Consider the following 25,434-nt stretch of genomic DNA (forward strand, 5'->3'; position numbering starts at 1 on the left):
ACGGCTTCCTAAACATAGTAATCTAATCGGAATTATAAATATATCATATGAAAACGCTCGGAATTTGTCAACAGTTTTAAAATCATATCTCGAAATGTTTTAATCTGCAACACGTTTGTGGTGGGTGTATAAGCTGAGCCTGCCTTCCCGGGCAAAACCGACGACGGTTATCCCCAGCTGGTCTGCCAGCTTTACCGCGAGCTCGGTCGGGGCAGAGCGGGAGACAATTACAGGTATGCCCATTTTGGCGACCTTAATTAGTATCTCCGTTGAAATGCGTCCGCTGAAAACTAGGATTTTATCAGCGTAGGGAATACCGTCCAGAAAACACCTGCCGTAGATTTTGTCGACGGCGTTGTGGCGCCCGATATCCTCATAAAAAAAGACAACCCTGTCACGCGTGCAGAGAGCCGCGCTGTGGGCGCCGCCGGTTGTCTTAAACACCCCGGAAAGTTTTTCAAGCTGGTCTGTTAAGTAAAAAATATCCCGGGGGGCAACACGCATATCGGACTCCACCCGGCCCACCCCGCTGGAGTCGTTGGCAAAGGTGAAAGAAACACGGCCACGGCCGCTGCTGGAGGTGATAAAGCGCTTCAGAAACCTTTCCTGTGGCGCGGGGTCGCCGGCTGTTTCTACCCGTACCAGCCGGTCGTCTTCATTAATAAGTATGCTCTTCAAATTTTCCCGCTTGAGCAGCACTCCCTCCGAACACAGGAAACCCACCGCCAGTTCTTTGAGTTCGCCCGGCGAGCAGACGAGAGTCACAAATTCCTGGTCGTTCAGGTAGAGTGTCACGGGCGCTTCCCTGACCACAACGTCCTCACCTTCCGTAAAGCTCCCGTTTTTGTAGAATGAAACCGGCAGTTTAACAACTTTATCCTTTGCTCCGGACATATCTCTCCCCCGCCTTCATATTAAATACAATGTGATGCATATAATTCCTACTGTTTTAATATATTTTATAGTCTATAATATCCTGCTTGTTTTTGTCAAAGAAAAAAAATGGAGCGGGAGAATGCGACAGGAGAGAACCGTCCCCTGACACGCTTTATACAAAAGTGGCACAGGAGAGGCTTCCCCTGTACCACAGAAGTTCAGCTTATTTTTTAGCTTACATCGCAGCAAATCACAGTTGTTTTCATGAAGAAGGGGTTGTTGACAACTTTCCCCTGGCCAGCGCGGCAATAAGCAATACCAGCGGCAGGGCTATGCTCAGAATAAAGCAAAACTGCGACCAGGGATAGGACAAAAAATGCACATAATTGTTGTGGTCGTTTGCCATATAATAAGTGATAAAAACCAGAATTACCGTAAGTGGAACGATAATGTACCAATCCTTTTTAATGCCGGTAATTTGTTTAAAACTGTATTTGGCGCTGTAAAACATCGCCACCGACTGCACATACATGCTGAATACGAAGAACGTCACCATGATCAGCTCATACCTGGGCAGATATTTTGTAAACTGCGCGCACCTCACCTGCTGCATGCAGACCACGATATATTGTTTCATTATCTCCGCACCCATTACCCCGGTCTCAAAAAAAGGCCATATTACTACCATGAAGCACCCTAAAACCATGGCCCAAAAAGTATAGGAGACAGTTTTTTCCTTCTTGTTCAACATGGGATATATTATCGCCACGGCAAAAATAGCCATGGCAATGTCACTGAATATATAAATGCTGTTCGCAAGATTAGCCGCTATGCCCTTGTCTAACAACGGCTGCAAATTAATGAACCGAAAATCTTTTACAGTGCCTAATACCATTGTGACGTTAATCAGCATAGCCCCGAGAAAGCCAAAAAGTGAAAACCTGAGGACCACTTCAATCCCCAGAAAAACTCCATACATGCAGAGCAGGGTATAAAGCAGGCATATTATAAAAAAGGGTGTTTCAAGCAGGAAGTATTCTTTTACATGAAGAGTCATGGTGTTGGCAGAGGTACCGAAAGCAACGGCAAAAAATATTGTAAGCAGCAGTCCGATGATACGCCCGGTCCATTTACCCAGCAGTACTTCTGAATATTGGACTATAGTTTTGTCCGGAAACTTTGAGCCCAGGTAGGCCATTACAGTAATGACGACAGTCCCGGCAACAAAACCGAAAAGCATTGATGTCCATACGTCGGCGCCGATTTTTCTGACAATAACTCCCGATGTCACACCTATTGCCTTCCCGTAAAGCAGATTGGGGATCATAAAAAAATACTGCAGCCGGCTTGTTTTTGTTTTCATTAAATGCCTTTCCGGTTATATTTTTTTTCTGGGTTCCTGGTACAGCGTGCTGGTTTTTATATTAATATCAACCAGAACTGTAACAGGTATTTGAGGGAATATGCCCTGCCAGTTGTCCTTTATTTCACTATCCCATTCTTCGTCATTCTGGACATTTATAGCCCTGGAGAAATGCAAAACATCGCTGTTGTATTCTTTCTGAATCTTGTAAATGCTTGTTTCGATTTCACCTGCTATCTTCTCGCTGATTAAACCTTCGATATGATCTTTCATCTCTTCTATATCAAGCGTGGTGTGGCCGTCTTCTTCGACGATGTTCCCCGCGCCGGATACCGCTATGGTAATATAAGGTACGCCGCCTTCCACCTGGGAATATATTTTTGACTTAACACCGCGGGTTTCTACCGAGACACTCCTGTTTTCATGCTCGGGATCGGTTACCGTAACAACAGTATTTCTTGTTTCATTTCTAACCCAAGCCAATCCACGCGTTTCTTCGGGAGTGAGCCACCCTGTCATTTTATTTTTTTTAAACACCGCCGCTCCCGATAGTTCTATTATTTCGGTTTCACTTGAAGCCTTTCCATTTTCAGGGGTTATTATAACTTTTTTTAAGCTGACGCCGCTTATCAAAGGTTCCGAATATTCATTGTTATAATCATAACTAACCCTTAACAAGTCACTTTCGACAGTTTCGGCAATAAGCGACCGGTATCTTCCCATCTCAGACATAGATACACCGGGAATATCCTCCATGCCTGCCTTGGCATAAAGATAATCCCCGGCGTTGCCCCTGGCGACCACCAGGCCGGTCTTCATCCTGAGCTCGGGGTTGTGGGTGAAAAAATCAATAACCGGAGTAATGCCGTCCCGGGCCAGGGGTTCGCCGATAATAACCACATTATTATGAGCCCATACAATCCTCTTTGATGAAATTCTGACCAGTTTTCTAATTGCTTCAAATATAGACGGGCCGTCCGCGGATGCCACCCATACCGACTGTTTGGCGGCCTTTTCGGTTTTTGAGCCTTCAGCGCTTGGATTTGCAATTTGCACTGTTACCGTGAACTGCCCTGTATCATCGGCCCTGTCGACTCCCACAGCCATAACAAAGCCGATTTCGTTTATCTCCCTCATATCCCAGCAGCCGGCTGACAGCAGAATTATAAGCGCTAAAGCCACTGCAATTACGTTTTTCATAATATGCCTTTCGCTCTGAAATACAAATTACTTTTTAATAAGCGGGCCCGGTTTATTTAAACTCCGGCCTGTCTGTCTTTTGACCTCTTTTGGACTGCTGTATCCCGGCCTTTCCTTCATCGACCACCGGGGAGCCCTGATAAAAACATTCCTGAAGCCGCTTTTATCAAGAGGGACCGCCGGTGCAAGAAACGGAGCGCCAAAAGACCGCAGCGACAAAAGGTGCAACAGTATCGCCATAATACCTGCCAGGTATCCCAAAATGCCAAAAATAGCGGACAAAAAAATCAACGGAAATTTAATCAGGCGCAGGGAATTGTTCATATTATAGGCGGGGATGGCAAAAGAACAGATGGCCGCGATAGCAATGGCTATAACCAGGGCAGGGCCGACCAGGCCCGCGGCCACGGCGCCCTGGCCTATAATCAGCGCGCCTACAAAGCCGACAGTCTGGCCGATTGCCTTGGGCATCCGCAGACCGGCCTCTTTTATGATTTCCAGCATTATTTCCATTATAAAGGCTTCAATTACGGCGGGAAACGGCACACCGGTACGTCCCGCCGCTATATTTAGCGCCAGTGAGGTGGGAATCATCTCCTGGTGAAACGAGGTCAGCAGCACATACAATGAAGATAGTGAAATGCTTAAAAACAAGGAAAGGAACCTCAGCCAGCGCAGGAAAGTCCCGATATGGTATCTTTGATAATAGTCCCCGCTGGACTCGATAAAGTTCCAGAAAACGGTAGGGACCATCAGTACAAAAGGCGTGTTGTCCACCAGGATCGCTATGCGGCCTCCCAGGATTGCCGCGGAGGCTTTATCCGGCCTCTCTGTATTTTCAATTTGCGGGAAAACCGAATTTGGCGAGTCTTCAATAAACTCCTCAATGTATGCGCTTTCCAATATGCCGTCGACATTTATTCTGTTCAGCCTGGTCCTGACTTCCTTTAATATGGACTCGTTTACCAGGCTTTCAATATACACCAGGATAACAACTGTTTTTGTTCTCTCTCCGATTTTTAAATTTTCAAAGCGCAAGTTGTAGTCTTTAATCCGCCTGCGGATCAGGGCGGCATTGGTTTGTGCATTTTCCACAAACCCGTCCCTGGCGCCCCTGACTTCGGTCTCTGCTTCAGGCTCTTCAATTGAGCGGAATTCATTTTTTTTGGCAGAAAGGATTAGAGCTGAGCCGGAACCGTCAAGAAAAAGTACTGTGTCACCTTCCATTACAGCGTCGCATAGATCACGCCACTGGTTTGTTTCCCTGGCGAACGGCACAAAAACGCCGGATTGTATTAATTTCCTTATACGCCCGGTCCTTTTCGCGAAATATTTCTCTTCTGGCAAACACGGACAGTCCATTAAAGGCGCTAAAACGTCCTTTTCAATTACCTTTGTGTCAACCAACCCGCTGATATATACGATCAGGGCTTCGCAATTATCGTACTCCGGAATAATAAAATGGCGGTATTCCGTATCGAAGCTCTGTCCAATTTTTTTTTTAGATACTCCTCGTTTTTGCTTACGTTTTTACTTATCGTGCTGTCATACACATACCATCACCAAAGGTAGTTTTTGCAGCGATGTATTGTTCTATACGAGGGAAGAGCGTGTCAAGGGGACGGTTCTCTTGACACATCGGGGACATTCCTCGGCTTGCAGAGATGCCTTTGAGAGAGGTGTGTCCCCATTCCTCTGTACAAGGGGACGGTTCTTCTGACACGTTTTTGAATGAGCAAAGCGGGGTGCGAAAAGGAGGCGTTTTTTTGTCACTAGATTGCACAAAAAAATACGACAAGAGTACCTTACCCTTGTCGCGGAATTGTATACAAAAGCGGTACAGGAGTACCGCCATGCAAAATAACTCAAGCCTACTTTTTGGCTTCGATCGTAACAACGGCTGCTTTTGTTTCTCCATTCCTGATAAACTGGATTTCAACCTGGCTCCCGATGCTTGTCCCCTGCACCAGCTCGATCAATTGGTCGGAGTTGGTGACAGCGCTGCCGTTGAAGCCCACTATCACGTCACCGGCCATCAAACCTGCCTTGTCAGCCGGGGCGCCGCTTACCACCTGCGCTACCAAAGCACCGCTTGTATTGCTGAGCCCGTATGATTGTGCTGACTCTTTTGTCAGTGATTGAAGGTAAACACCGAGCCAGGGGTGAGCGACCCCTCCCTTGTTGATCAGTTCGTCAATTACAGATTTGACGGTGCTGCTGGGTATGGCGAAGCCAATCCCCTGGGCCTGGGAGTTGATGGCTGTATTAATCCCTACCACCTCACCCCTTAAATTCAGCAAGGGGCCGCCGCTGTTGCCGGGGTTGATGGACGCGTCGGTCTGGAGCAGGTTGCGGTACTGGCGGTCATCAATGGCCATCGGACGGCCTTTGGCGCTGATTACCCCCACTGTTACGGTGTGGTCCAGGCCGTACGGGTTGCCGATGGCCACCACCCAGTCTCCGACCCTGATGCTGTTGGAATCTCCCAGGGTAACGGTGGGCAGATCGCTGTCAGCATCAATTTTAAGCACTGCCAGGTCCAGGTCCTTGTCCGATCCCACCAGCCTGGCCGGATATGATTTTTCCGTGTTGGACAGCGTTACTTCAATTTGGCTGACTCCCTCAATTACATGCTCATTTGTTAATATATATCCATCAGTTGATATAATAAACCCCGAGCCCAGCCCGTGGCTCTCCTGTTGCTGTGACGGTATGTCGAACTGGCCGCCGAAAAACTGCCGGAAAAACGGGTCATTAAAAAATGGGTCAAGCCTGCTTTCACTGATCGTGGTGGTATTGATCCTGACCACGGCCGGGCCGGCCCTTGATACCATATCCGGGATGGTATCCGGCCCCAGGCCGGGCAGTTGTGTGCCCTGCAGGGCTGCGGCGCTGTTTTCGTCAGCCCAGGTGATACGCGGCAGCCCGCGCAGGCCGGCAGTAAAAGACAGCACGGCCACAACCAGCATGCCGGCCAGGAACGCGCCCCAAATTTTAACCGCTGGCATCCTGAAAAATTTAGACATGAAAAAACCCCCTTTAACGAGCACAAATGATAAATACATTTTACAACAACAATTTTAAGAAATTGTCAAGATTTTATTGCGAATTCCTTAAAGAAAGGGAACGTTTTTTGTTTACTTCAAAAGTGTTATCTAAAGATAGGTGGAAAATATAGATGTGAGGAGTGGCATAGAAGTCAGCATAGTGGTCACCACTGTGGTTGCCGGCACTAGGCTGCATAATCCAGGGGATAGGGGACCTTTTCCTGCGGCAATATCTTATAAAAAAAAACGTGTCAAGGGGACGGTTCTCCTGACACGATCGTGTCAGGAGAACCGTCCCCTTGACACGCTCCGTGTTAGCTGCTGATATGAAGGATATGGCGGGCAAATTCAAAATATATGAACAGGCCGGCTGAATCGATGATGGTCGTAATCACGGGGGATGCAAGCACGGCGGGGTCTATCCCCAGCCTCCGGCCTACAATTGGGATCCCGGCGCCCACCGTCGAGCTTACAGCCACTATGGTGACAACTGTAGCGGCGACTGTTATGCCCAGGTCTATAGAACCGCCGATTGTCAGCGCCCTTAAAAATGTGGCCACCGCCATGGTCAGTCCCAGCAGCAGCCCCAAACGGGACTCCCGCCAGACAATCCTGGCAAAATCCCGCACTGTTACCTCGCCTACAGCGAGGGCCCGGATCACCAGCGTTGACGCCTGCGAGCCGGCATTGCCCCCGGTGCCGATCAGCAGGGGTATGAAGAGGGCCAGCGATATCACTTCGCTCAGCACTCCCTCGTAATGCCTGAGGATGTTGCTGGTAAACGCCTGGGCTACAAAAAGGATCAGCAGCCACCAGATCCGCTTGCGGTACAGTGAGAAAAATCCGGCCTGCATATAAGGCTCGTCCAGCGGCTGGCTGCCGCCCAGGAGCTGGATGTCCTCAGTAGCCTCTTCCTCGACGACGTCAAGGACGTCGTCAACCGTGATGATACCGACCATCCGGCCGCTCCCGTCCACTACAGGCAGCGCCACCAGGTCGTACTGTGTTATGACCCGGGCCACTTCTTCCTGGTCCGTGTTGGCATTAACGGAGATAAGGCTGCTGTTCATAAACTCCGCCAGTTTTGTCTTTGGGTCCGCGAGGATCAGCTCGCGCAGGGACACAACGCCCACAAGCCTGCCGGCCGCGTCCAGCACAAAAACGTAAGACACAATTTCAGCTTCGTTGCCGATCTTGCGGACGTGGGCGAGGGCCTGCTCCGCAGTCCAGTTCTGCCGGGCGGCCACATATTCCACGATAGCCAGGCCGCCGGCGGTGTTTTCCGGATAGCTCATCAGCGAACGCACCTTGGTCTGGTACTCCTCCGGCAGCCACTGGGTCAGCCGTTCAGCCTGCCGCGGGTGTATCGCCGCAAAAAAGTCGACTATAATGTCACTGGACATGCCGTTCAAAACTTCCCTGGCAAAAGGTTCGCCCAGGTGGAATAAAAACCAGTACTGCTGCACCGGCTCCATGTATTCGAGCGCATCGGCAACCATGTTGGCGGGCAGCACGGACATCAGGCTCAGCTGTTCCGACTTCTCAAATTCCGGCAGGATGTTGGCCAGGTCAAACGGCTGCAGGTCTTCCAGCATGGTCGGGAGGTTTTCTCTCGATTCCTCGGTTCGCAGGGCTTCACGAATTGTATTTTCCAGATTTTCATTGATATTATTCATATCAAAGCTTCCCCTCCGGCAGCAGCGGACCGGGGCGGCAAGCCCTCTGCCACTTTAATATCGTTTACAGCCGGTATCGCCTTCATACTCTAAAACAACAAAAAAAACCCCCATTAAATAGAAGGTTTTTCCAGAATCTGCAGATAAACCTTCTCCACTCGTGAAAGTTTTGACACGTACACAGCTAGGGTCAAACCCAGCCACATTAAGTAAAACCTTAAGCCGGCAGTACCTGTTAACCCGTCGGCGTCTCTCGACATTTCCGGGCAGTGGCATGTGTCTGTGTAGAAGCCTCACCTAACGAAGAAATATATTCTTTTAGCATTCTAACTATATAGGAAATTATTCCGTCTGTCAATCAGTTACAGATGCTATAACCAGGCCGTTATTGCAGTATTAACAAGGGCTCCTGGTTTTCGGCCTCTCCTGGTATTCCAAAATATTTTCTAAAATGAAGTATGTGTTTTTGTAAATAAGCGTTCCGAATGCAGGTTTTTGTTTTTAACGCCGTAAAAAACAAAAACGAAGCGTCACCGCTCCGGGGGGCATACTTTGACAATAGTTTAAATCATAGAAAAGAATAAGTCTATTCTTTTTTCAGGAACTCCTTTATATTTATAGTGTTTGCCGGGTAAACCATAAAATCAGGAGGTTGGTCATGAAAAAGGTGAAAATCCCCAATATACCCTTCGGCCCGTTCCCTGCCGTGCTTGTCGGGGCGGATGTCAATGGCAGGCCGAATTACGCGACAGTTGGCGCGTGCGGAGTGGTAAGCCTCAAACCGGTGCTTTATATCTCGCTGAAAAACACCCACTATACAACTGCTGGAGTCAAAGAAAACGGGTTCTTCAGCGTCAACATCCCCCCGGTCAGCCTGCTTCAAAAGACCGATTACTGCGGGATCGTATCCGGGCACAGCGCCGACAAGTCAAATATTTTTACCCCGTTCTATGACGAGCTTGGAAAAGCGCCGCTGATCATCGAATGCTCGATGAATATCCTCTGTAAAGTTATTCAGACCTTACCCATGTTTGATTTTGATTTTTTCCTCGGCGAGATAGTTGCAATGTACATAAATGAAGAGTGCCTGACAGACGGCCGGCCCGACCCGCTGAAAATGAACCCGTTAATTCTGATGGGCGCCAGTTATTGCAGCCTGGGCCGGGTGGCAGGCTCTGTTTTTAAAGAAGGCAGGGCATATAAAAGTATATAATAGCATCAAAAGCCTGCTAAATTATGCAGCGAACTAAACCCGGGAGCTCAAGCAGAGGAGAATTCCAGATTCGGAAGGGCTATTAGTTTTGCTCTGCCAGCCGCAGCACAAAATCTTTCAATACACCCTCCAGGTAAACATCCGTCTCCATCCTGCAGTAAATAAGCCTCTCCGGCGGAATGCCTGCCGACTGCAGTAAATGTCTGGCGCGCGAGACGACGCCCTCCGCGGAAACGGCTCCTTCCGCATAGCGGCACCGGCCGGCCCCGCAGCCAACCACGGCCACCCCGGCGGCCCCGTTTTCAAAAGCTTTCAGCAACCATTCCAGGCGCAGGGCGCCAGCCGTTGGTATCTCCACCACCCGCAGCCGCGCAAGGTCGGGGTCATTATCGAGGCCAGCCAGGTCTGGCTTGTCAATACAGGAGCCCTGGCAGGCGAAAACAGCCACATCTTTAACCGGAGAAACAGTTTCAAGCGAACTCATCAACTTCTTTTCGTCCAGGCAGGCCAGACTAACGGCGCCGGCGGGGCAGACCGCAGCACAGACGCCGCAGGCCTGACAGCCCTCCACGGATATGCCGGCGTGTTCTCCCACCTCCGGGACGCCATAGGGGCACAGCCTGCGGCAGTTCAGGCAGGCCGCACATTTTTCGGTAATGACTGTCGCCCCCTGGCCGCACTTCAGGCAACGTCCCGCCTCCAAACGCGCCGAGGCCTCATCCAGGCCCAGCTCGTACGGCAGGAAACTTTTCTTCCGTTCCTGCGGCGGCAGGACGGGCATCTTCTGGCGCGCCCACCGTGGTATTTTCTCAGCCACCCGGCCAGGCACCGGCCCTATTACCTGCAAATCCTGTTCGCCGGGCGCCGAGCCGTCTCCATTCAGATAGCGCTCGACCAGCGCGGCGGCGCGGTGACCGGATGCTATGGCGCTGATAGCAGGCCCCGGCCCGTCAGCCACCTCGCCGCATATAAAAACTCCCCTGACGCGGGATGCGGCCGCACCAGGCGGCACACTCCCGGTATGGGCAACGGGCAGGTATTCTTCCAGCAGATAATTATCCCGCTCCTGGCCGATGGACAGGATTACCGTGTCAGCCGCCAGTGTGACCAGGCTGTCCGGTTCATAAACCGGGTTCAGTTTTCCTTCCCGGTCAAAAAGCGACAACACTCTGCGCACATTCACACCGGTAATTACGCCTTTTTCCAGCAGCAGTTCCACCGGGCCGCAGCCGGCGTGGATTATGACTCCCTCCGCCTCGCCGTCCTCAATCTCCCAGGCGTGGGCGGGCATCTCCTCTCGCGGCTCCAGGCAGACAACCCTGACCTCAGCCGAGCCCAGGCGCAGGGCTGTGCGGGCCGCGTCCAGGGCGACGTCTCCCCCGCCGATTACAATAACCCGGCCTCCCACCGCCGGCTTTTCAGAAGAGTTGGCCGCTTTTAAAAACGGCAGCGCCTTCAATACAGAAGGATGATCAAATCCGGGCAGCTTTAAACCCCGCCCGGCCCAAAGGCCCGTGCTCAGGACAACAGCGTCGCTGGTTTTCCTGATCCGGTCCAGGTTAAGGTCCCTGCCTACTTCCTGGCCGCAGCGTATCTCCACGCCCGCGGTTTTGATATCTTCAATATCCTTCCGCAGGGCTTCAGCCGGCAGGCGGTATGCCGGCAGGGAGGTCAGAAAGTGCCCGCCGGGCGCCGGCAGACGGTCATAAACAACCACCTGGTGTCCCTGGCGGGCCAGGTCATAAGCCGCGGTCAGACCGGACGGGCCGGCGCCGATTACCGCCACCTTCCTGCCGCTGGCCGGTACCGTGGATAAATGCAAAGGCATGTGTCCAACAGCCTCAACAGCAAAACGCTTCAGGTCCCTGATGGACAGGGGCTCGTCAACTTCACCCCGGCGGCAGGCGTCCTCGCACGGGTGCGTGCAGACCCAGGCGCACACGGAGGGGAAGGGGTTATTGGCGCGGATCAGCCGGTATGCTTCCCGGTAATCACGCCTGGCTATGGCAGCCAGGTATCCCTGGACGTCTGTATGGACCGGACAGGCGCCGGCGCAGGGCGGAAGCAGGTCGTTCAATATTGTGAAACCTCCGGTTTATGAGAATACGATCCTAATTAATAGTAATTTATGGTTTTTTTCGACGCTGATAACGGATTGCCCTTCAGGTATTTTTTTCAAATTATTATTATGCTTATTTATGGAAATATAATATATAATTAGCACTTCTTCCTGATCCAAGTAATGTTTTTGGTTATGATTAAATATTACGCTGGTTTTTACCGTAGTTCAAAGGATTATACCATTTTATATAGAATATTTGAATTGCTAAAAAGAAAAATCTAAAAATTGCCACGGAAGAGGGCAAGATGAAGCCCAACTTGATAAATTATCCAGCAATACTTATATTTACATAACCTGTTGGGATAATATATACTGGGTATCGCTAAATCTGATTAAGGAGAAAAAGAATTTTGATGAAATTTCCATCGTTGAAGATCGGGCGCCTGACGCCCCGCTACCCAATCATCCAGGGAGGCATGGCTATTCGTGTGTCCACGGCGCCGCTCGCCGCGGCCGTAGCCAATGCCGGCGGCATCGGCATAATTGCCGCTACCGGCATGTCGCTGGACGAGCTGAGGAATGAAATCCGGACCGCACGGCGCAACTCGAAGGGGATCATCGGCATCAACATCATGTTCGCCGTCAGGCAGTTCGCCTCCCTGGTGCACGCGGCGATAGAGGAAAAGATTGACCTGATCATTACCGGGGCAGGCTTTTCCAGGGACATTTTCAAGTGGGGCAAGGAGTCCGATACTCCGATCGTCTCCATCGTTTCTTCCGCCAAACTGGCCAGGATAGCTGAAAAACAGGGCGCTTCCGCCGTGGTGGCAGAAGGAGTGGAAGCCGGGGGTCACCTGGGGACCTGCCGTTCAATCGAAGAAATATTGCCGGAAATCGCTTCCTCTGTAAAAATACCGGTAATAGCCGCCGGCGGCATTGTTGACGGCAGCGGCATCGCCAGGGCGGTCAGGCTCGGCGCCAGCGGCGTCCAGATGGCGACCCGCTTTGTGCTGAGTGTGGAGTGCGCCGTGTCTGAGGCGTTTAAACAGATGTACCTGAAAGCCTCCGCTGACGACGTGGTGCTCATTACCAGCCCGGTCGGCATGCCGGGTCGGGCGCTGCGCAACCCATTTGTAAACAAAATCCTGGACAAGACAGTGCCGCATCCGGATGATTGCGACGGCTGCCTCAAAGAGTGCACACGGGAATACTGCATCATCAAGGCGCTGGAAAATTCCCGCACCGGCCTGGTCGACGAAGGTGTCGTATTTACCGGCAAGAACGTGTATAAGATTAAAGAAATCCTGCCGGTGCAAAAAATCTTTGATAAACTGGCTCAAGAAGTCGAGGATGAACCGGATTAGAAATATATAATCCCCTTCCTGCAAAGAAAGGGGATTTTCTTTACGGTCAAACTGAGAGCCTGCCAATTTCCATTTCCTTTATTGTTGGTTCTGCAAGGAGTAATACTTCAACATGAGAGATTTTTATAAAAGGCACTGGAACCTGATTGTCAACCTGGGTATTTTAATTGCCACCCTGGTTATCGCCGCTGTTGCTTTCAAACTTGTAATCCCATATTTTCTACCTTTTCTGCTTGGACTAATACTGGCGCTGGCCATGGAACCAGTGGTAAAATTTTTTCTGCGCTTAAAAATCTCGCGGCTGGCGGCCACCAGCATGGCCATGCTGGTGACCGTTGGGTCACTTGGCGTAGTGATGTGGTTCGCCATATCGACACTGGTCTGGGAGCTGGCAAGGTTTATTTCCAACCTGCCTCATTTTACCAGTTTTTTAAAAAGCCAGTCATTTCTTCTGGCACAGAAGCTTCATTCCATATCTGAAGGGTTTCCCCCTGAAATTGCCGTACACCTGGATAAAAACACTGAAAGGATCTCAGAAATATTATCTGAGAACCTTTCACTGCTGGCCGGAGGTACGCTGCACCTCATCGCCAACCTGCCAAACCAGCTGCTGATCGTGGTAATCATGCTGATCGCGGCCTTTTTTATCAGCAAAGACCTGTTAAAGATTAAGAAATGGCTTGCCGACTCGATACCTGAGGAATTTCACTGCAAGCTGAGGTTTATGGCTGATGACCTCTACAGGGCGTCCATCGGGTTTATCAAGGCCCAGATCATACTTTCAGTAATTTCCGCTATTATTATAATGATTGGGCTGACTGTTATCGGCGCCGAATATGTTGTGACCGTGTCTCTGCTCAGCGGCCTGTTCAGCCCGGTGCCGGTGATCGGGGTGGGCGCGGTTTTCATCCCCCTGATTGTTTTTAACCTGATTACAGGAAACACTTATATGACCGTGGGGCTGCTGATCCTTTTTGCCGTGGTGATAGTGGCCAAGCACTCCCTGGAGCCGAAAGTCCTCGGTGAAAATATCGGGATTGACCCCCTGGCCGTGCTGATCTCCCTCTATGCCGGGTACGAGCTGCTCGGTTTTTACGGATTAATCCTGGGGCCATTTGTCCTGATTACTTACAACGCCCTGCTCAAAGCAAAAGCCTTCGCCTGGCTCTTCCAGGAAGAAGGCAACATCTGCGACAATAATAACGGAGATATTCCCTAGCGTGTCAAGGGGACGGTTCTCTTGACACGATCGTGTCAGAAGAACCGTCCCCTTGACACGGTTTTACTTGAAGGCCAGGTTGATCACAAGGCGGCCTTCTTCGATGCTTACGCCCGAGAGCCTGAAGCTCTCCAGGTAAGCCCCGGCGTCAATAACCATCCCGCTTTCCGAAGAGACGTAACCCAGCACCTCCCGGCTGACTGGCACCCCCGCCAGGGTCAGGGCCACCGGCTGGTAGCGGATCTTTCCTCCATCCAGCATCTGAAAATGCCCTTCCACTATGAAATCAGGCCCCCCCGGCAGGGCAGCAGGCCCGGTCACCGTGAAACGGCCCGGATAACAGCGCACCGAAAACCCCGCCAGGTTAGCGTCTCCTATTTTTAAAATATTTTTGTTTATTTCCTCGTCGCTGTATACAAGCCTCAGGCCGCTGAAGGTGATCTCAGAGCTTACGGGCGACAGGTTGTACAGCGGCAGGGTGTGCAGGTTGGCTAAAAGGTAATGCAGGGAATTCAGGGAGTTGTACCACTGTGTTTCAGCCTGTGCCACCCTGGACGCGAGGTCCGCTGACCGCACCCTGAGGTCCCCGAGGAACTCCTCCCTGCCGGCCCTGGCAGCTTCCATCTCTTGCAGCCGGCCGTCAAGCTCCCGGCTTTTAATTGTCAGTTCCTCATGTGTCTGCCGGACCGCCTCGGCGTTCTCCCGCACCGCAATGGTAAAGCCGCGCACTTCGTCCAGCATTTTAGCCTGGCTGGCCAGGATGATGCCGACCATCTCTGCTCTTTCAATAAAATCATCAAAATCTGCCGCGCCCAGGACCACGTCCAGGTAGGTAAGGGCGCCGCAGCGGTACAGGTGGTTAATCCACCGGCCCAGCCTGGCCCTGCCCTCCTCCAGCGCAGCGCGGCTCTGTTCCAGCTGTATCTCCAGGGCCGCCAGCGTTTCCTCCTGGAGCGGGATCTCCCGCCGCAGCCGCTCCTGTTCCAGCCTGGCGGTCTCTATTTTCACATCCCAGTTAAGCAGTTCAATAACAAGCTGCTTTTCCTCTTCCCCCAGTCCGGCCTGCTGCTGCAGCGCATTCTCCCTGTCTTTGAGAGTGGCCGCGCCGGGCTCCATACCTTCTCCGCCCGCCCCGGCTAAAAAGATAAACCAAGAGGACACCAGGACAATAATAAAAGTTTTTATATATTTCCCCGCCGGGCCGCCCACTTTTACTTGCCAAACCCGGCCGGGTGGCCGCTGTGCCAGCGCCAGGCCGTTTCTATGATCATCTTAAGGTCCGCGAAGCGCGGCTGCCAGCCCAACTCATCCATGATCTTGCCGGATCCGGCCACCAGCGCCGCCGGGTCGCCCGGCCTCCTGGGCCCGTATTTAACCTTGATGGGTCTCCCCACCACCTCTTCCGCGGTCTTAATTACTTCCAGAACGCTGTACCCGTTTCCGTTGCCGAGGTTATAGACAGTCGAAGGCGAGCCTGCCGCCAGGGCGTCCAGGGCCAGGGCGTGGGCTGTGGCCAGGTCGCTCACATGAATGTAGTCCCTGACGCAGGTGCCGTCCGAAGTCGGGTAATCTGTACCGTAGATCTCCAGGTGCGGGATTAGACCCAGGGCTGACTTGAGCACCAGCGGTATCAGGTGGGTTTCAGGGTCGTGGTCTTCCCCGATCGCCCCCGAGGGGTCCGCCCCTGCCGCGTTAAAATAGCGCAGGGAAGCGAAGCGCAGGCCGTAAGCCCCGCCGTACCAGCGCATGGCCCCCTCCAGGGCCAGCTTTGTCGCGCCGTACGGGTTGGTCGGCACTGTTGGGTGCTTCTCCGGGATCGGCACCTCCAGCGGTTCCCCGTATACCGCCGCGGTCGAGGAAAAGACCAGGCGGCCCACGCCCGACTCCGCCATGGTGTCCAGCAGGGCCAGCCCTTTTACCACGTTGTTATGGTAGTAACCGGCCGGCTGCCGCACCGACTCGCCGACCAGGCTGCTGGCGGCGAAATGGACCACAGCCTCGACCTTGTGTTTTTCGAAAAGCTCCTTTAATAGCGCGGTGTCGCCGGTTTCCCCCTGTACAAGTTCAATTCCGCGCACCGCGGCCCTGTGGCCTTTGGATAAATTATCAAGCACCACCACCCGGTGGCCTCTTTTAACCAGCTCAAGGACGGTATGGCTGCCGATATAGCCGGCGCCGCCCGTTACCAGGATATTCATCTTATTCACCCTCCCGGGGTTATTTTATTCCAATTATAACATATTGCAACTTTGCAGCACTTTAAAAAAATAACGCCGGGTGTGCGGCGTCTGAGATCTAAAAATTATCCTGCTTAACGATTTTTCTTTTCGCGAGCTTTCTCATTTTTAACGTAAACCGCGCTGTGGGGTCGATACTCAGGCTCCACGTTTTGCATCGTCGGCTTTTCCACTGTAAAAGGTGGTGGATAATAAGAGCTGAGAGGCTCATGAATTTTACTTTGACCCGGTTTTGTTTTGACCGTCTTGCTATCCGGCATGGCGGCGCCTCCTTTGCAATCTATGGTTGCCCCGGCCGGCAGAGTTTATACGGACGGCAGCAAATTAATACCGTCGCCGGGTTCGCCGGCGCCGGTATGTATCCGGTAATGCCCTCTTTTCACTATCCGTCCCGTCTTATGGCTGAAACCAGTTCAGCAAGCGCTTTTTCCGCCTGGTCATAAGGAACCTGGCAGGTCCCGACCGCCCGGTGGCCGCCGCCGCCGTATTTCAGCATCAGGGAGCCCACATCGGTTTTGGAAGTCCTGTTGATAATGCTGTGCCCTACCGCGAAGACACAGTTCTGCTTGTTTTTGCCGTCCACGATCCAGATCGATATGTTTTGCTCCGGGTACAGGCAGTAAACCAGGAACCGGTTGCCGCTGTATATCACGTCGGCGCCGCGCAAGTCAGTGACGATGAGGTTTCCTTCCACCCGGGTATTGCTTTTGATCATATCTTCATACAGGCTGTTTTGTTCGAAATAGCGCCTGATCCTTTCCTGCACATCAGGCATGTCCAGTATTTCATCAATCGGCTTGCCTCCGCAATACTCGATCATTTGATCCATCAGCTGGTAGTTGCTGATGCGGTAGTCCCTGAACCTCCCCAGGCCGGTGCGGGGATCCATGATAAAGGAGAGCAGCACCCAGCCCTGCGGGTGCAGCACCTCGTCCCTGGTAAACCGGCCGCTGTCAGCCTTGTCGACAGCCTCTATCAGCTCATTCAGGTGGCCGAATTTTTCGTCGCCCCCATAGTAGTCGTAAATAACCCTGGCCGCACTGGGGGCCGAGCGGCTGTAACCCTTGTACCTGCCGTCCAGCTCCAACCTCTCGCTCTCGCTCGAGTGGTGGTCAAACCACAAGCCGCAGCCTTCCACAAACGGTATATTGGCCAGCACGTCATTTTCTGTTACTTCAATAATGCCATCCTGTATATCTTTAGGGTGGACAAACTTTCTGTCATCAATAATTCCGGCTTCTTTCAAAAGGACGGCGCTCGCCAGGCCGTCAAAATCAGAACGAGTTAAAAGTCTCAAAAAAATACCCCCCTATAACAAATAAATCACGTCACTACAATATATCGGCACACTTTTTGATATTTTTACCTTTTAAAAAATTTTTTTGTTTTTTATACCAAATAATATGTTAACCCCGCTGTAAAAAAAGATTAAGGCAGCTGCTTGCTGCCTTAATAGTTATCCTTTTATCCAGGTTTAAAATTCAACCGGCAGCGCGTAATTCAGCACTTTCCTGAACCTGGCCCGGACAAATTTTTCCATCCAGGGCCCGGCAAAGGACAGCCTGCCTGACAGCCAGGACGGGTAGTCGATATCCCCATGCGTGGCTATGGTGTACTGCCAAAAAGGCCGGCTGAGGAACCTGATCACCGTGTCCATTTCATGGTCTGTCATAGACAAAAAGATATTCCTGTGCCAGAGGGCGTTTTTTATTTCCTTACCCATCTTCTTTTCCCACAGGCGCTGGTACTCGGAAAGGTCCTCCATGGAAAAACTCTCCCGCGAAAGCGCCTTTGACGCTACCTGCGAGCAGAGTTCCGCGCCCAGGAGGCCCAGGAACAGACCTCCGCCTGATATTGGCTTGGTCTGGCAGGCGGCGTCGCCTACCAGCATTATTTTATCCCCGTATATTCTTGGCGGAATGCCGATAGGGACGGCGCCGCCCGTGTGGCGTACCACCTTCATCCCATTAAATATTCCGGGATAAGAATCGACCATCTTTTTAAAATAACAGGCGGGGTGGCTGTCGCTGCCGCTGACGCCGATACCCGCCCTGGCGTGCCCGGAGCCTACCGGGATGACCCAGCCGAACCAACCGGGGGCGGTATTTCTGCCTAAAAAAATGTGGACCATATCTTTATCATGGCATTTCATTTCTACTTCAACGGCATACATGCGGATCACTTCAGATGACCGGCTGGCGCCTATAAACCTAGCTGCCTGTGAGTTCGCGCCATCCGCCCCGATCAGCAGGCGGGCGGCTGCTGATATCTCTTTTTTACGAGATTTTAAAACCACGTGGACTTTTTCAGGTCCGCAGCCCCGCACGTCCAACCTGACCCCGGTAATGATCTCAGCGCCGCTACCCCGTGCTTTTTCCGCCAAACCGCGGTCAAAGGCGGCGCGGTCAATTACCAGGGCATACGATTTTTTGCCCCTGAAAGCAAGCTTTTCTCCGCCCGGGGAGTGGATAAAAGCGCCATGGACCTCATTTAGGACAATGTCCCGTGATATCCCGGCCGTTTTCAGAGTCCGCGGGCTTACCAGGCCGGCGCATTGCAAAGGTTCACCGATATCCCTGTGCTCTTCAGCTACCATTACTTTATAACCGCTCCCGGCGATAAGCCCGGCGGCCCTGCAGCCCGCGGGTCCGCCTCCTGCTATAAGAACATCGTAATTCATATATAAAAATTTCCTTTGTTTCCATTTCATACCATCAATATATAATTAGATTAAATTTTTAATTTCCCTTTTCTATCGAGAAAAAAATTCCCACAAAATCCCACCTATTGCGACTGGACTGAAAATGTATTAAAAACCAGTCCTGCTGATTTCTAATTACGCGCACAAACCTGGCCTGATGGCTGCCGCCGGAAGGCATATAAAAGCCGCCTGTTTTAAAAAACCGGCGGCACGTTTAATTATGGTATAAAAACAGAGTGCTTGATCATGGAGATTTTAATTTAAAACTGTCCCCTGATTTTGTCACTTCGACAAACTTTTCAACTATATCCGGGGCAAATTGTTTTCCCGCGAATTTTCTCAACTCATTTAACGCATCATCGTGGGACATCGCCTTCCTGTAGGGACGGTCGCTGGTCATCGCGTCGTAAGCGTCAGCGACGGCGAGAATACGGCATTCCAGCGGGATAGCCTCACCTTTCAGCCCCAGGGGATAACCGCTGCCGTCCCACCATTCATGGTGTTTTAAAATCCATTCGGCGATTGGAGAAAGGTCGGGAGATGACATGGCGATACGGTATCCTATTTCACAGTGCCTCTTCATCTCGCTGAACTCTTTGCTGGTAAGAGGTCCGGGTTTAAAAAGAATACTGTCCTGTATACCGACTTTCCCGATGTCGTGGAACTGCGACAGCAGCTTTAAGTCGTTGATCCTGCTTTCCGGCAGCGATATGGAACGGGCCAGGGCGGCGACCAAGTCCTGCAGCCTGTCTGCGTGACCTTCGGTGATAAAATCCCTTTCCTTCAAGGTTTTCATCAGTGTCTGGACAATGGCGCTCCTGCCGCTGCTATTGCTGTGGAGCTTCTCGCGGTACATATTATTGTCAGCCTGCTTAAAGAGGGCTTTGATGTCGGAGGTATCTTCCGTCACCGCATATCCTATGGACATGCTTAAAGGCATGTCGCCGTTTATTTTGTTGTGCTGTCTGATAGCATCCCTGATCCTCCCGCAGGCTTTCTCCACCTCTTTTTGGCCGGTGTCGCAAATAAGCACCGCGAACTCGTCGCCTCCGATCCTGGCTACTACCTCATTTTTATCAAAGCACTTTTTAATAACGCCCGCGGCCGCAAAAAGCAGGGCGTCCCCTTTGTCGTGACCAAGGGTGTCGTTGACAAGCTTTAGCCCGTCCACGTCACAGATAATCATGCCGGCAGTCTGGTTAAGCCATAGATGGCGCATCTCTTCCTGGAAGTGGTTTCTGTTGTAGAGTCCTGTCAGTGCGTCGTAAATCCCGTAGTACCTCAGCATGTCAGTGGTTTTCTTCCATTCGCTGATGTCCCGGATGGTCTCGATGGCGCCTGCCATAATGCCGCTGCTGTCATAAACGGGAGATGCCGCCCCCCACAGGTGAGCCCCTTTTCCCCGCAAGTAATATGGCGTGTAAGCTTCGCCGACAAGTGAATTTTCTTTCCTTATAATCCTGTCGTATTCTTTCTCAACAGACTGGTCAGGCTTGAGGACCAGGTCTATCAGCATCGGCCTGCTTACCCCGTAAAATAATACGGAATAGTCGTCCCTGCCGAGCATCTCCCGCCTGCTTTTACCTGTCATTTCCTCAATGGCGCGGTTCCATTCAATAACTCTGCCTTCTTCGTCAATAACAAAGGTGGCGTCAGGCAGAAACTCGATTATGTTGTGCAGCCTCTGGTGGGCGGCGCGGCGGTCTTCCTCAGCCTGCTTTTGCCCGGTCAGGTCGGCGAAAACCCCAAAGCAGCCGATTGCCCTCTTCCCTGACTTAATCAGGTTGGTGTGCAGGCAAACAGGGACCAGGCGGCCGTCGCTGGCACGCAGGTCAAACTCCCCCTTCCAGGGCTCGCCCCTGATTATGGTCCGGTATACCTCTTTTGCTTTTTCGGGGCTGTCATAGAGGACTGGCGCCCCGCCTGCGTTGTTTATTTCAGCGGATGTATACCCGGTGAGTTTGAAAAAGGAGTCGTTGTGGTATAAAACGAACATGCCGTTTAAGTCGGTCAGCAGGACCGGGTTGCTGGTGCTGTTGAGAGCTTTTCTGGTGAGCAGGAGATCCTCCTCTTTATGCTTTAGCTCGGTTATATCGGTTATGATTCCTGTCAGGACTTTGGCCCTTTTGTTTCTTACTTCAATAATGGAAGTGGCGCGGGTATAACGTATCTCACCATTTTTGCAAACCACGCGAAATTCGCTGGACGAGATGCTCCTCTTAACAGCCTGTTTAAGGGAAGCCATGGCATCTGGCAGGTCATCGGGGCAAACAAACTCAGACAGGTAATGCCCGACCACCTCGCTGACATCATATCCTGTGAGCTGTTTTACAGTGGGGCTTACAAACATAATCCTGCCCCTGCTGTTTATTTTATAAACAACGCCCTTGATGTTTTCAACCAGGGTGTTGAACTTTTTTTCCTGGTCCTGTCTGGATTGATAATAATAAATGTTGCTTTTTTCAACGGATTTCAGAAGGCTCACCCGTTTCTCTCAAAAATCGCTGCAATTGACGCTGTCACAGCATCCCTTTTTTTTAAGAATACAAATAAGACATTATTTATATTTTCGACCCAAAAATTACTAAACTTTAATTTTATTTGAAAATATACAGTATAATTCATGGAAATTTCCTATTTAAATAAGATACCGCCGGGCCAACAATCCGGCGGCTTAATTAACATTTTGAAAAGAATTAGTCTTCTCTTTTTATTTTTTTAAACCTGACATTAAAGGTTGTCCCTATAGGGCCTGTTTCCACTGTTATAGCTGCATCATGCCTGGCAGCAATGCTGTAACACACCGCCAACCCCAGCCCTGTACCGTTATCTTTAGTGGTAAAGAACGGTGTACCGATTTTTTCGAGCACATCGGGCTCAATTCCCTTACCGTGGTCCATTACCGCTAATACAACCTCGTTTCCTTCAGAAAACGTTTTTATTGTCAGTGTTCCGCCGGGGGACATCGCCTCAAGCCCGTTTCGGACGAGGTTCAGGATTAGCTGGCGGATCTCCTTTTCATCCAGGAGCAGGATCGGGATGTCATCCAGATCTATTTCAATATGCTTGTCTGTGACTATAGCGTCAGCCGAAATCAACGGCAGGATGACCTTGACGATATGGTTCAGATCATGCGTTTTAAACTCAACCGCCTTGTTTTTAGCCAGAGACAGGAATTCAGTGATGATTGAGTTGGCCCGGTCCAGTTCATCGATCATAAGGCTGAAATAATCCTTGTACTTGGTACAGTCATCTTTCTCCCCTAACATTTGCAGAAATCCGCGCACTGTGGTCATTGGGTTCCTTATCTCGTGGCCGATGCCGGCTGCCATCTCCCCCACCAGGTTTAATCTGTCCAGGCGGGCTATCTCCTTTCCCATACGCTTTTGTTCGGTAATATCTATACCTAATCCCAGTGCCAGCAAAGAACCGTCAACGTCATGGAAAGGATAGTAATAGGTGTGGTAGATCATGCCGGACAAAACAACTTCTTGTTCCATTGGCGTATTCTTTTCCAGTACGCTCATTATGGGACAGTCCGTACAGGGGACTTCCCGCCGGTGAAAAATTTTATAACAGGGTTTTCCCTTTATATCACCAAAACTTTCACGAACTTTTTTATTGGTAAAAACCAATGAATAATCCGGCGCAATAAGGGAGACTGCTGCAGGCAGTTTTTCCAGGAGTGAGAATAGCCTTAGCCGCTCGGTTTCAAGCGCCTCCTCCGCCTTTTTACGGTCCATTATCTCTTTTTGAAGTCCCTTATTAGCCATATCGAGGTCTTTGGTCCTTTCCCAGACCAGTTCTTCAAGAAAATCACGGTGTTTCTTCAGCTCGTTCTGCAGACGCTTGCGGTCGGTAATATCACGGGCGATACCCGCCGTTCCGATGACCTGCCCGTTTTCGTCGAGGATTGGAACTTTAATAGTTTCGATCCAGGTTTGCTGACCACTACTGTCTATTAAGGGCTCTTCAACCTGTTTCATCCTCCCCGATATAATAACCTGCCGGTCATCGGCCAGGTACCTCTCAGCCAGTTCTTTCGGCCAAATGTCGAAATCCGTTTTTCCCACTAGATCTTCTGGTTTTACGCCGCAAGCCATTCCAAAAGGCTGATTGACAGCAATAAAACGGCTTTCCCGGTCCTTGAGCCAGGCGAGGTCCGGAATGCTGTCCAGCAGCGCTTTTTCCTGCATCAGGGTTTCCTGCAGGGTTTTATTTACTCTCACCAGTTCAGATGTCCTTTCCTCGACCTGCTGGTCCAGTTCCGCGGTCTGTTTTTGCAGCGCTTCCTCAACCTGCTTTCGCTCTGTAATATCAATCAACGTACCGGCCATACGCAGCGGCCGGCCTTTTTCGTCCCTTTTTACCACTTTGCCTCTGCTTATAACCCATTTCCACTCGCCGGCTCCGGTTATCAGCCGGTATTCGGCGTTACAGCGAGTTGTCTTTCCTTCCAGGCGCTCGTTTAACATCCTTGTAACTAATGGGATATCATCGGGGTGGACAAACATTTTCCAGGAACGTGCGTTCGGTTCGATTGTCCCCGGTTCATACCCAAACACTTCAAAACAGCGCGGGCTGAAATATGTGTAGCCCGTTTCAATATCCCAATCCCAAAAACCGTCGTGGCTCTCCTCCAGGACCAGCCTCAAACGTTCTTCCCGCTCTTTCAAAACCTTGTCCGACGCCTCCAGCTGGCGTTTTTTCTCCAGCCCCAGCATAGCTAAGAATTGGGCCTGCTGAGAGAAAAACATCATTATGGATTCGACCCGTTCTTTTGGGATAATCGGCACCAGGCGGAGCGCCTCGATGTAGGCAGTTTCATCAAATCCGTACTCCCGCGCCTGGCGGCGGAAAAACTCCTCATCGGGCGGCTCATGCAGTAACTGACCCAGGAATATGGTAGCCAAATGCTGCCCCTCCACGATGATAGGGGTGCCATAATCCATAAGGCCGTTCAAACACCTATACCCGACAAAAGGCCCATCTTGCAATTGTTCAGAAATATATCTGTTGCTGATCAGGCATTTGTCTTCAGTCTGTTTACAGACACGGTGAAACTTGGTGCAGATATCCTGCCAGCCTATCCCGCTCAGGACGGTGCCGTCGACATCATGAATGCCGTGTGGTATACCTGTCGCTTCATAAAAAGAGTTCATCAATTTCTGAAGACGCTGAATATCTACAAGATCTGAAAACTTGTATTTCATTTTTATGTACCACCTCAATTAATAGTTAAGGATCTTGTATTTTCTTCAACTAATTATACAATTGATGACATAACTCCTTTGGGAATAATGTCGAATAATGTCTCTTATAAAAGATACTTATAAAAAGCCGGGGCGTTTGCCCCGGCGTTGTTTATATTATCCCTGAAAAGCAGATGGCTATAGCATTAATCCCTATTTACCAGCCCCGTTAATTATCAGCCACCGCTTCGGCCAGCCTGGTGATGCTGGCGGCCAGGGCTTCCAGCTTGTTCTCGATTCTCACCAGCAGGTATACCGCAACGGTTATGGGAAATCCCACGTTGCCCACTGCCTGGAGGATATTATCCAGTGTGAACACCTCCTTTAAGAAAATGAAAGGGCACGGCGTTACCCCTTCTCTGCAGCAGCCGGCCTTGAGAAGTTATGGATGACACCGTGCCCGGAGCGGGTGCGGTCACCCGCGCTTTATATGAACGCCCGAAGTGGTTTAAGCGGGCGGGTCGTAAAGATCGTTGGTAGTGCTGTCAACAACCTTGATGTCCTGCTTTGCTACCAGGTCGCCGCCGGGGCTGGTAAAGATATTCCGGGCAATAACCAGGTCCATAGCCGCTTCGATCTCAGCGGCGGTCAGGTCGCCGCGGGGGTTGTCCAGGGAAATGATGACATTCCTGCCGGCCTGGCTGGTGAAGACCATGCGCAGTGTTTTGGTGGTTGTGGCCAATACGCTTCCTCCTTTCTATTTGAATAATTGATATATATTAGACCTGCACCAGCTGGGCGCCATCGACACGGGAGATACCGTTCAATGTGTATCCCTGCAGGCCGGCGATCGCTGCGGCGACGTCGAAAAGATCCTGGTCAGCAGCGGCAGGCTTGACATTGTTCAGGTTTTTGCTGCGGTAGACCGGGTTGCCGCCTTCATCAACACCAACGTTGAGTTCCAGCCTGAGCACAGAGCTTGTGGGGACCTTGTTTACAGCCATTATTTCACCTCCTTACCAGGTGCAGGCTTGTTTTTTCACCTACACCGCTTAATGTTGTCTGAGGGGGCAAATAAAAACATTTGGGGCAGGTAAATGCTTAATATTTGCCCTGCCCCAAACACATGTTCTATTGTTATATTAGCAAAATGGTAATAGCCTGTCAATAGAAAAAACAATTTCCATGGTAAGTTATTAATGACATAAATCGACATAATGCAAGGCGGGATAAGTCCCGCCCTACAACAAAACACCTTGATATTCACGACTCACGACTCATGTC

At 51.0% G+C, this 25,434-nt stretch carries 20 protein-coding genes and 1 riboswitch; of the genes, 3 read left to right on the forward strand and 17 right to left on the reverse strand.

From position 1 onward, the window contains the following. Positions 1 to 99: 99 nt before the first annotated feature. The 6 genes from fdhD to mgtE form a co-directional block, all read right to left on the reverse strand. A complete protein-coding gene (gene fdhD / locus ACOBQJ_RS10105) occupies positions 100 to 894 on the reverse strand; it encodes a formate dehydrogenase accessory sulfurtransferase FdhD (RefSeq protein WP_421071637.1) in 795 nt (264 codons plus the stop codon). A 244-nt stretch (positions 895 to 1,138) separates the two neighbouring features. Continuing rightward, a complete protein-coding gene (locus ACOBQJ_RS10110; RefSeq protein WP_421071638.1) occupies positions 1,139 to 2,239 on the reverse strand; it encodes a GerAB/ArcD/ProY family transporter in 1,101 nt (366 codons plus the stop codon). Positions 2,240 to 2,254: 15 nt separating this feature from the next. Then, a complete protein-coding gene (locus tag ACOBQJ_RS10115; RefSeq protein ID WP_421071639.1) occupies positions 2,255 to 3,439 on the reverse strand; it encodes a Ger(x)C family spore germination protein in 1,185 nt (394 codons plus the stop codon). Positions 3,440 to 3,466: 27 nt separating this feature from the next. Continuing rightward, positions 3,467 to 4,933, reverse strand: coding sequence for a spore germination protein (locus tag ACOBQJ_RS10120; RefSeq protein ID WP_421071803.1), 1,467 nt, complete (start codon positions 4,931 to 4,933; stop codon positions 3,467 to 3,469). Positions 4,934 to 5,310: 377 nt separating this feature from the next. After that, positions 5,311 to 6,465, reverse strand: a complete 1,155-nt coding sequence (locus tag ACOBQJ_RS10125) for a S1C family serine protease (protein WP_421071640.1) — start codon at positions 6,463 to 6,465, stop codon at positions 5,311 to 5,313. Between the two features lie 335 nt (positions 6,466 to 6,800). Beyond that, on the reverse strand, positions 6,801 to 8,162 hold the full coding sequence (gene mgtE / locus ACOBQJ_RS10130) for a magnesium transporter (RefSeq protein WP_421071641.1): 1,362 nt from the start codon (positions 8,160 to 8,162) through the stop codon (positions 6,801 to 6,803). Between the two features lie 146 nt (positions 8,163 to 8,308). Continuing rightward, a riboswitch (M-box (ykoK) riboswitch) is annotated at positions 8,309 to 8,474 on the reverse strand. Between the two features lie 346 nt (positions 8,475 to 8,820). On the opposite strand from mgtE, the gene ACOBQJ_RS10135 reads away from it, so the two are divergent. Next, entirely contained in the window at positions 8,821 to 9,375 is a 555-nt protein-coding gene (locus ACOBQJ_RS10135; RefSeq protein WP_421071642.1) for a flavin reductase family protein, read from the forward strand. Between the two features lie 82 nt (positions 9,376 to 9,457). Here ACOBQJ_RS10135 and ACOBQJ_RS10140 read toward each other — a convergent pair whose 3' ends face one another. Beyond that, the gene (locus ACOBQJ_RS10140) at positions 9,458 to 11,452 is read right to left on the reverse strand and encodes an FAD-dependent oxidoreductase (RefSeq protein WP_421071643.1); all 1,995 of its coding nucleotides are present in this window, start codon (positions 11,450 to 11,452) and stop codon (positions 9,458 to 9,460) included. A gap of 398 nt (positions 11,453 to 11,850) precedes the next feature. Here ACOBQJ_RS10140 and ACOBQJ_RS10145 point away from each other — a divergent pair, with 398 nt between their 5' ends. Both ACOBQJ_RS10145 and ytvI read left to right on the forward strand, forming a co-directional pair. Further along, the gene (locus ACOBQJ_RS10145) at positions 11,851 to 12,801 is read left to right on the forward strand and encodes an NAD(P)H-dependent flavin oxidoreductase (RefSeq protein ID WP_421071804.1); all 951 of its coding nucleotides are present in this window, start codon (positions 11,851 to 11,853) and stop codon (positions 12,799 to 12,801) included. Positions 12,802 to 12,913: 112 nt separating this feature from the next. Beyond that, positions 12,914 to 14,020, forward strand: coding sequence for a sporulation integral membrane protein YtvI (ytvI, locus tag ACOBQJ_RS10150; protein WP_421071644.1), 1,107 nt, complete (start codon positions 12,914 to 12,916; stop codon positions 14,018 to 14,020). Positions 14,021 to 14,083: 63 nt separating this feature from the next. Here ytvI and ACOBQJ_RS10155 read toward each other — a convergent pair whose 3' ends face one another. From ACOBQJ_RS10155 to ACOBQJ_RS10200, 10 genes are all read right to left on the reverse strand, one after another. Continuing rightward, a complete protein-coding gene (locus ACOBQJ_RS10155; RefSeq protein WP_421071645.1) occupies positions 14,084 to 15,181 on the reverse strand; it encodes a coiled-coil domain-containing protein in 1,098 nt (365 codons plus the stop codon). A 50-nt stretch (positions 15,182 to 15,231) separates the two neighbouring features. Next, positions 15,232 to 16,218, reverse strand: a complete 987-nt coding sequence (gene galE, locus ACOBQJ_RS10160; RefSeq protein WP_421071646.1) for a UDP-glucose 4-epimerase GalE — start codon at positions 16,216 to 16,218, stop codon at positions 15,232 to 15,234. A 113-nt stretch (positions 16,219 to 16,331) separates the two neighbouring features. Next, positions 16,332 to 16,517 (reverse strand): hypothetical protein, encoded by a 186-nt coding sequence (locus ACOBQJ_RS10165; RefSeq protein WP_421071647.1) that lies wholly within the window; start codon positions 16,515 to 16,517, stop codon positions 16,332 to 16,334. Between the two features lie 122 nt (positions 16,518 to 16,639). Beyond that, on the reverse strand, positions 16,640 to 17,554 hold the full coding sequence (locus ACOBQJ_RS10170; RefSeq protein ID WP_421071648.1) for an exopolyphosphatase: 915 nt from the start codon (positions 17,552 to 17,554) through the stop codon (positions 16,640 to 16,642). Positions 17,555 to 17,731: 177 nt separating this feature from the next. Continuing rightward, on the reverse strand, positions 17,732 to 18,937 hold the full coding sequence (locus tag ACOBQJ_RS10175; RefSeq protein WP_421071649.1) for a geranylgeranyl reductase family protein: 1,206 nt from the start codon (positions 18,935 to 18,937) through the stop codon (positions 17,732 to 17,734). A 265-nt stretch (positions 18,938 to 19,202) separates the two neighbouring features. After that, the gene (locus ACOBQJ_RS10180; protein ID WP_421071650.1) at positions 19,203 to 21,443 is read right to left on the reverse strand and encodes a PAS domain S-box protein; all 2,241 of its coding nucleotides are present in this window, start codon (positions 21,441 to 21,443) and stop codon (positions 19,203 to 19,205) included. A gap of 211 nt (positions 21,444 to 21,654) precedes the next feature. Beyond that, the gene (locus tag ACOBQJ_RS10185; RefSeq protein ID WP_421071651.1) at positions 21,655 to 24,171 is read right to left on the reverse strand and encodes a PocR ligand-binding domain-containing protein; all 2,517 of its coding nucleotides are present in this window, start codon (positions 24,169 to 24,171) and stop codon (positions 21,655 to 21,657) included. A 208-nt stretch (positions 24,172 to 24,379) separates the two neighbouring features. Continuing rightward, positions 24,380 to 24,529, reverse strand: coding sequence for a YvrJ family protein (locus ACOBQJ_RS10190; protein WP_421071652.1), 150 nt, complete (start codon positions 24,527 to 24,529; stop codon positions 24,380 to 24,382). A gap of 129 nt (positions 24,530 to 24,658) precedes the next feature. After that, a complete protein-coding gene (locus ACOBQJ_RS10195) occupies positions 24,659 to 24,892 on the reverse strand; it encodes a DUF2922 domain-containing protein (RefSeq protein WP_421071653.1) in 234 nt (77 codons plus the stop codon). Positions 24,893 to 24,929: 37 nt separating this feature from the next. Beyond that, positions 24,930 to 25,154: a DUF1659 domain-containing protein gene (locus ACOBQJ_RS10200; RefSeq protein WP_421071654.1), complete on the reverse strand. Its 225-nt coding sequence runs from the start codon at positions 25,152 to 25,154 to the stop codon at positions 24,930 to 24,932. Positions 25,155 to 25,434 lie beyond the last annotated feature (280 nt).

This window comes from Pelotomaculum propionicicum (assembly GCF_048984525.1).
Taxonomy (GTDB): domain Bacteria; phylum Bacillota; class Desulfotomaculia; order Desulfotomaculales; family Pelotomaculaceae; genus Syntrophopropionicum; species Syntrophopropionicum propionicicum_A.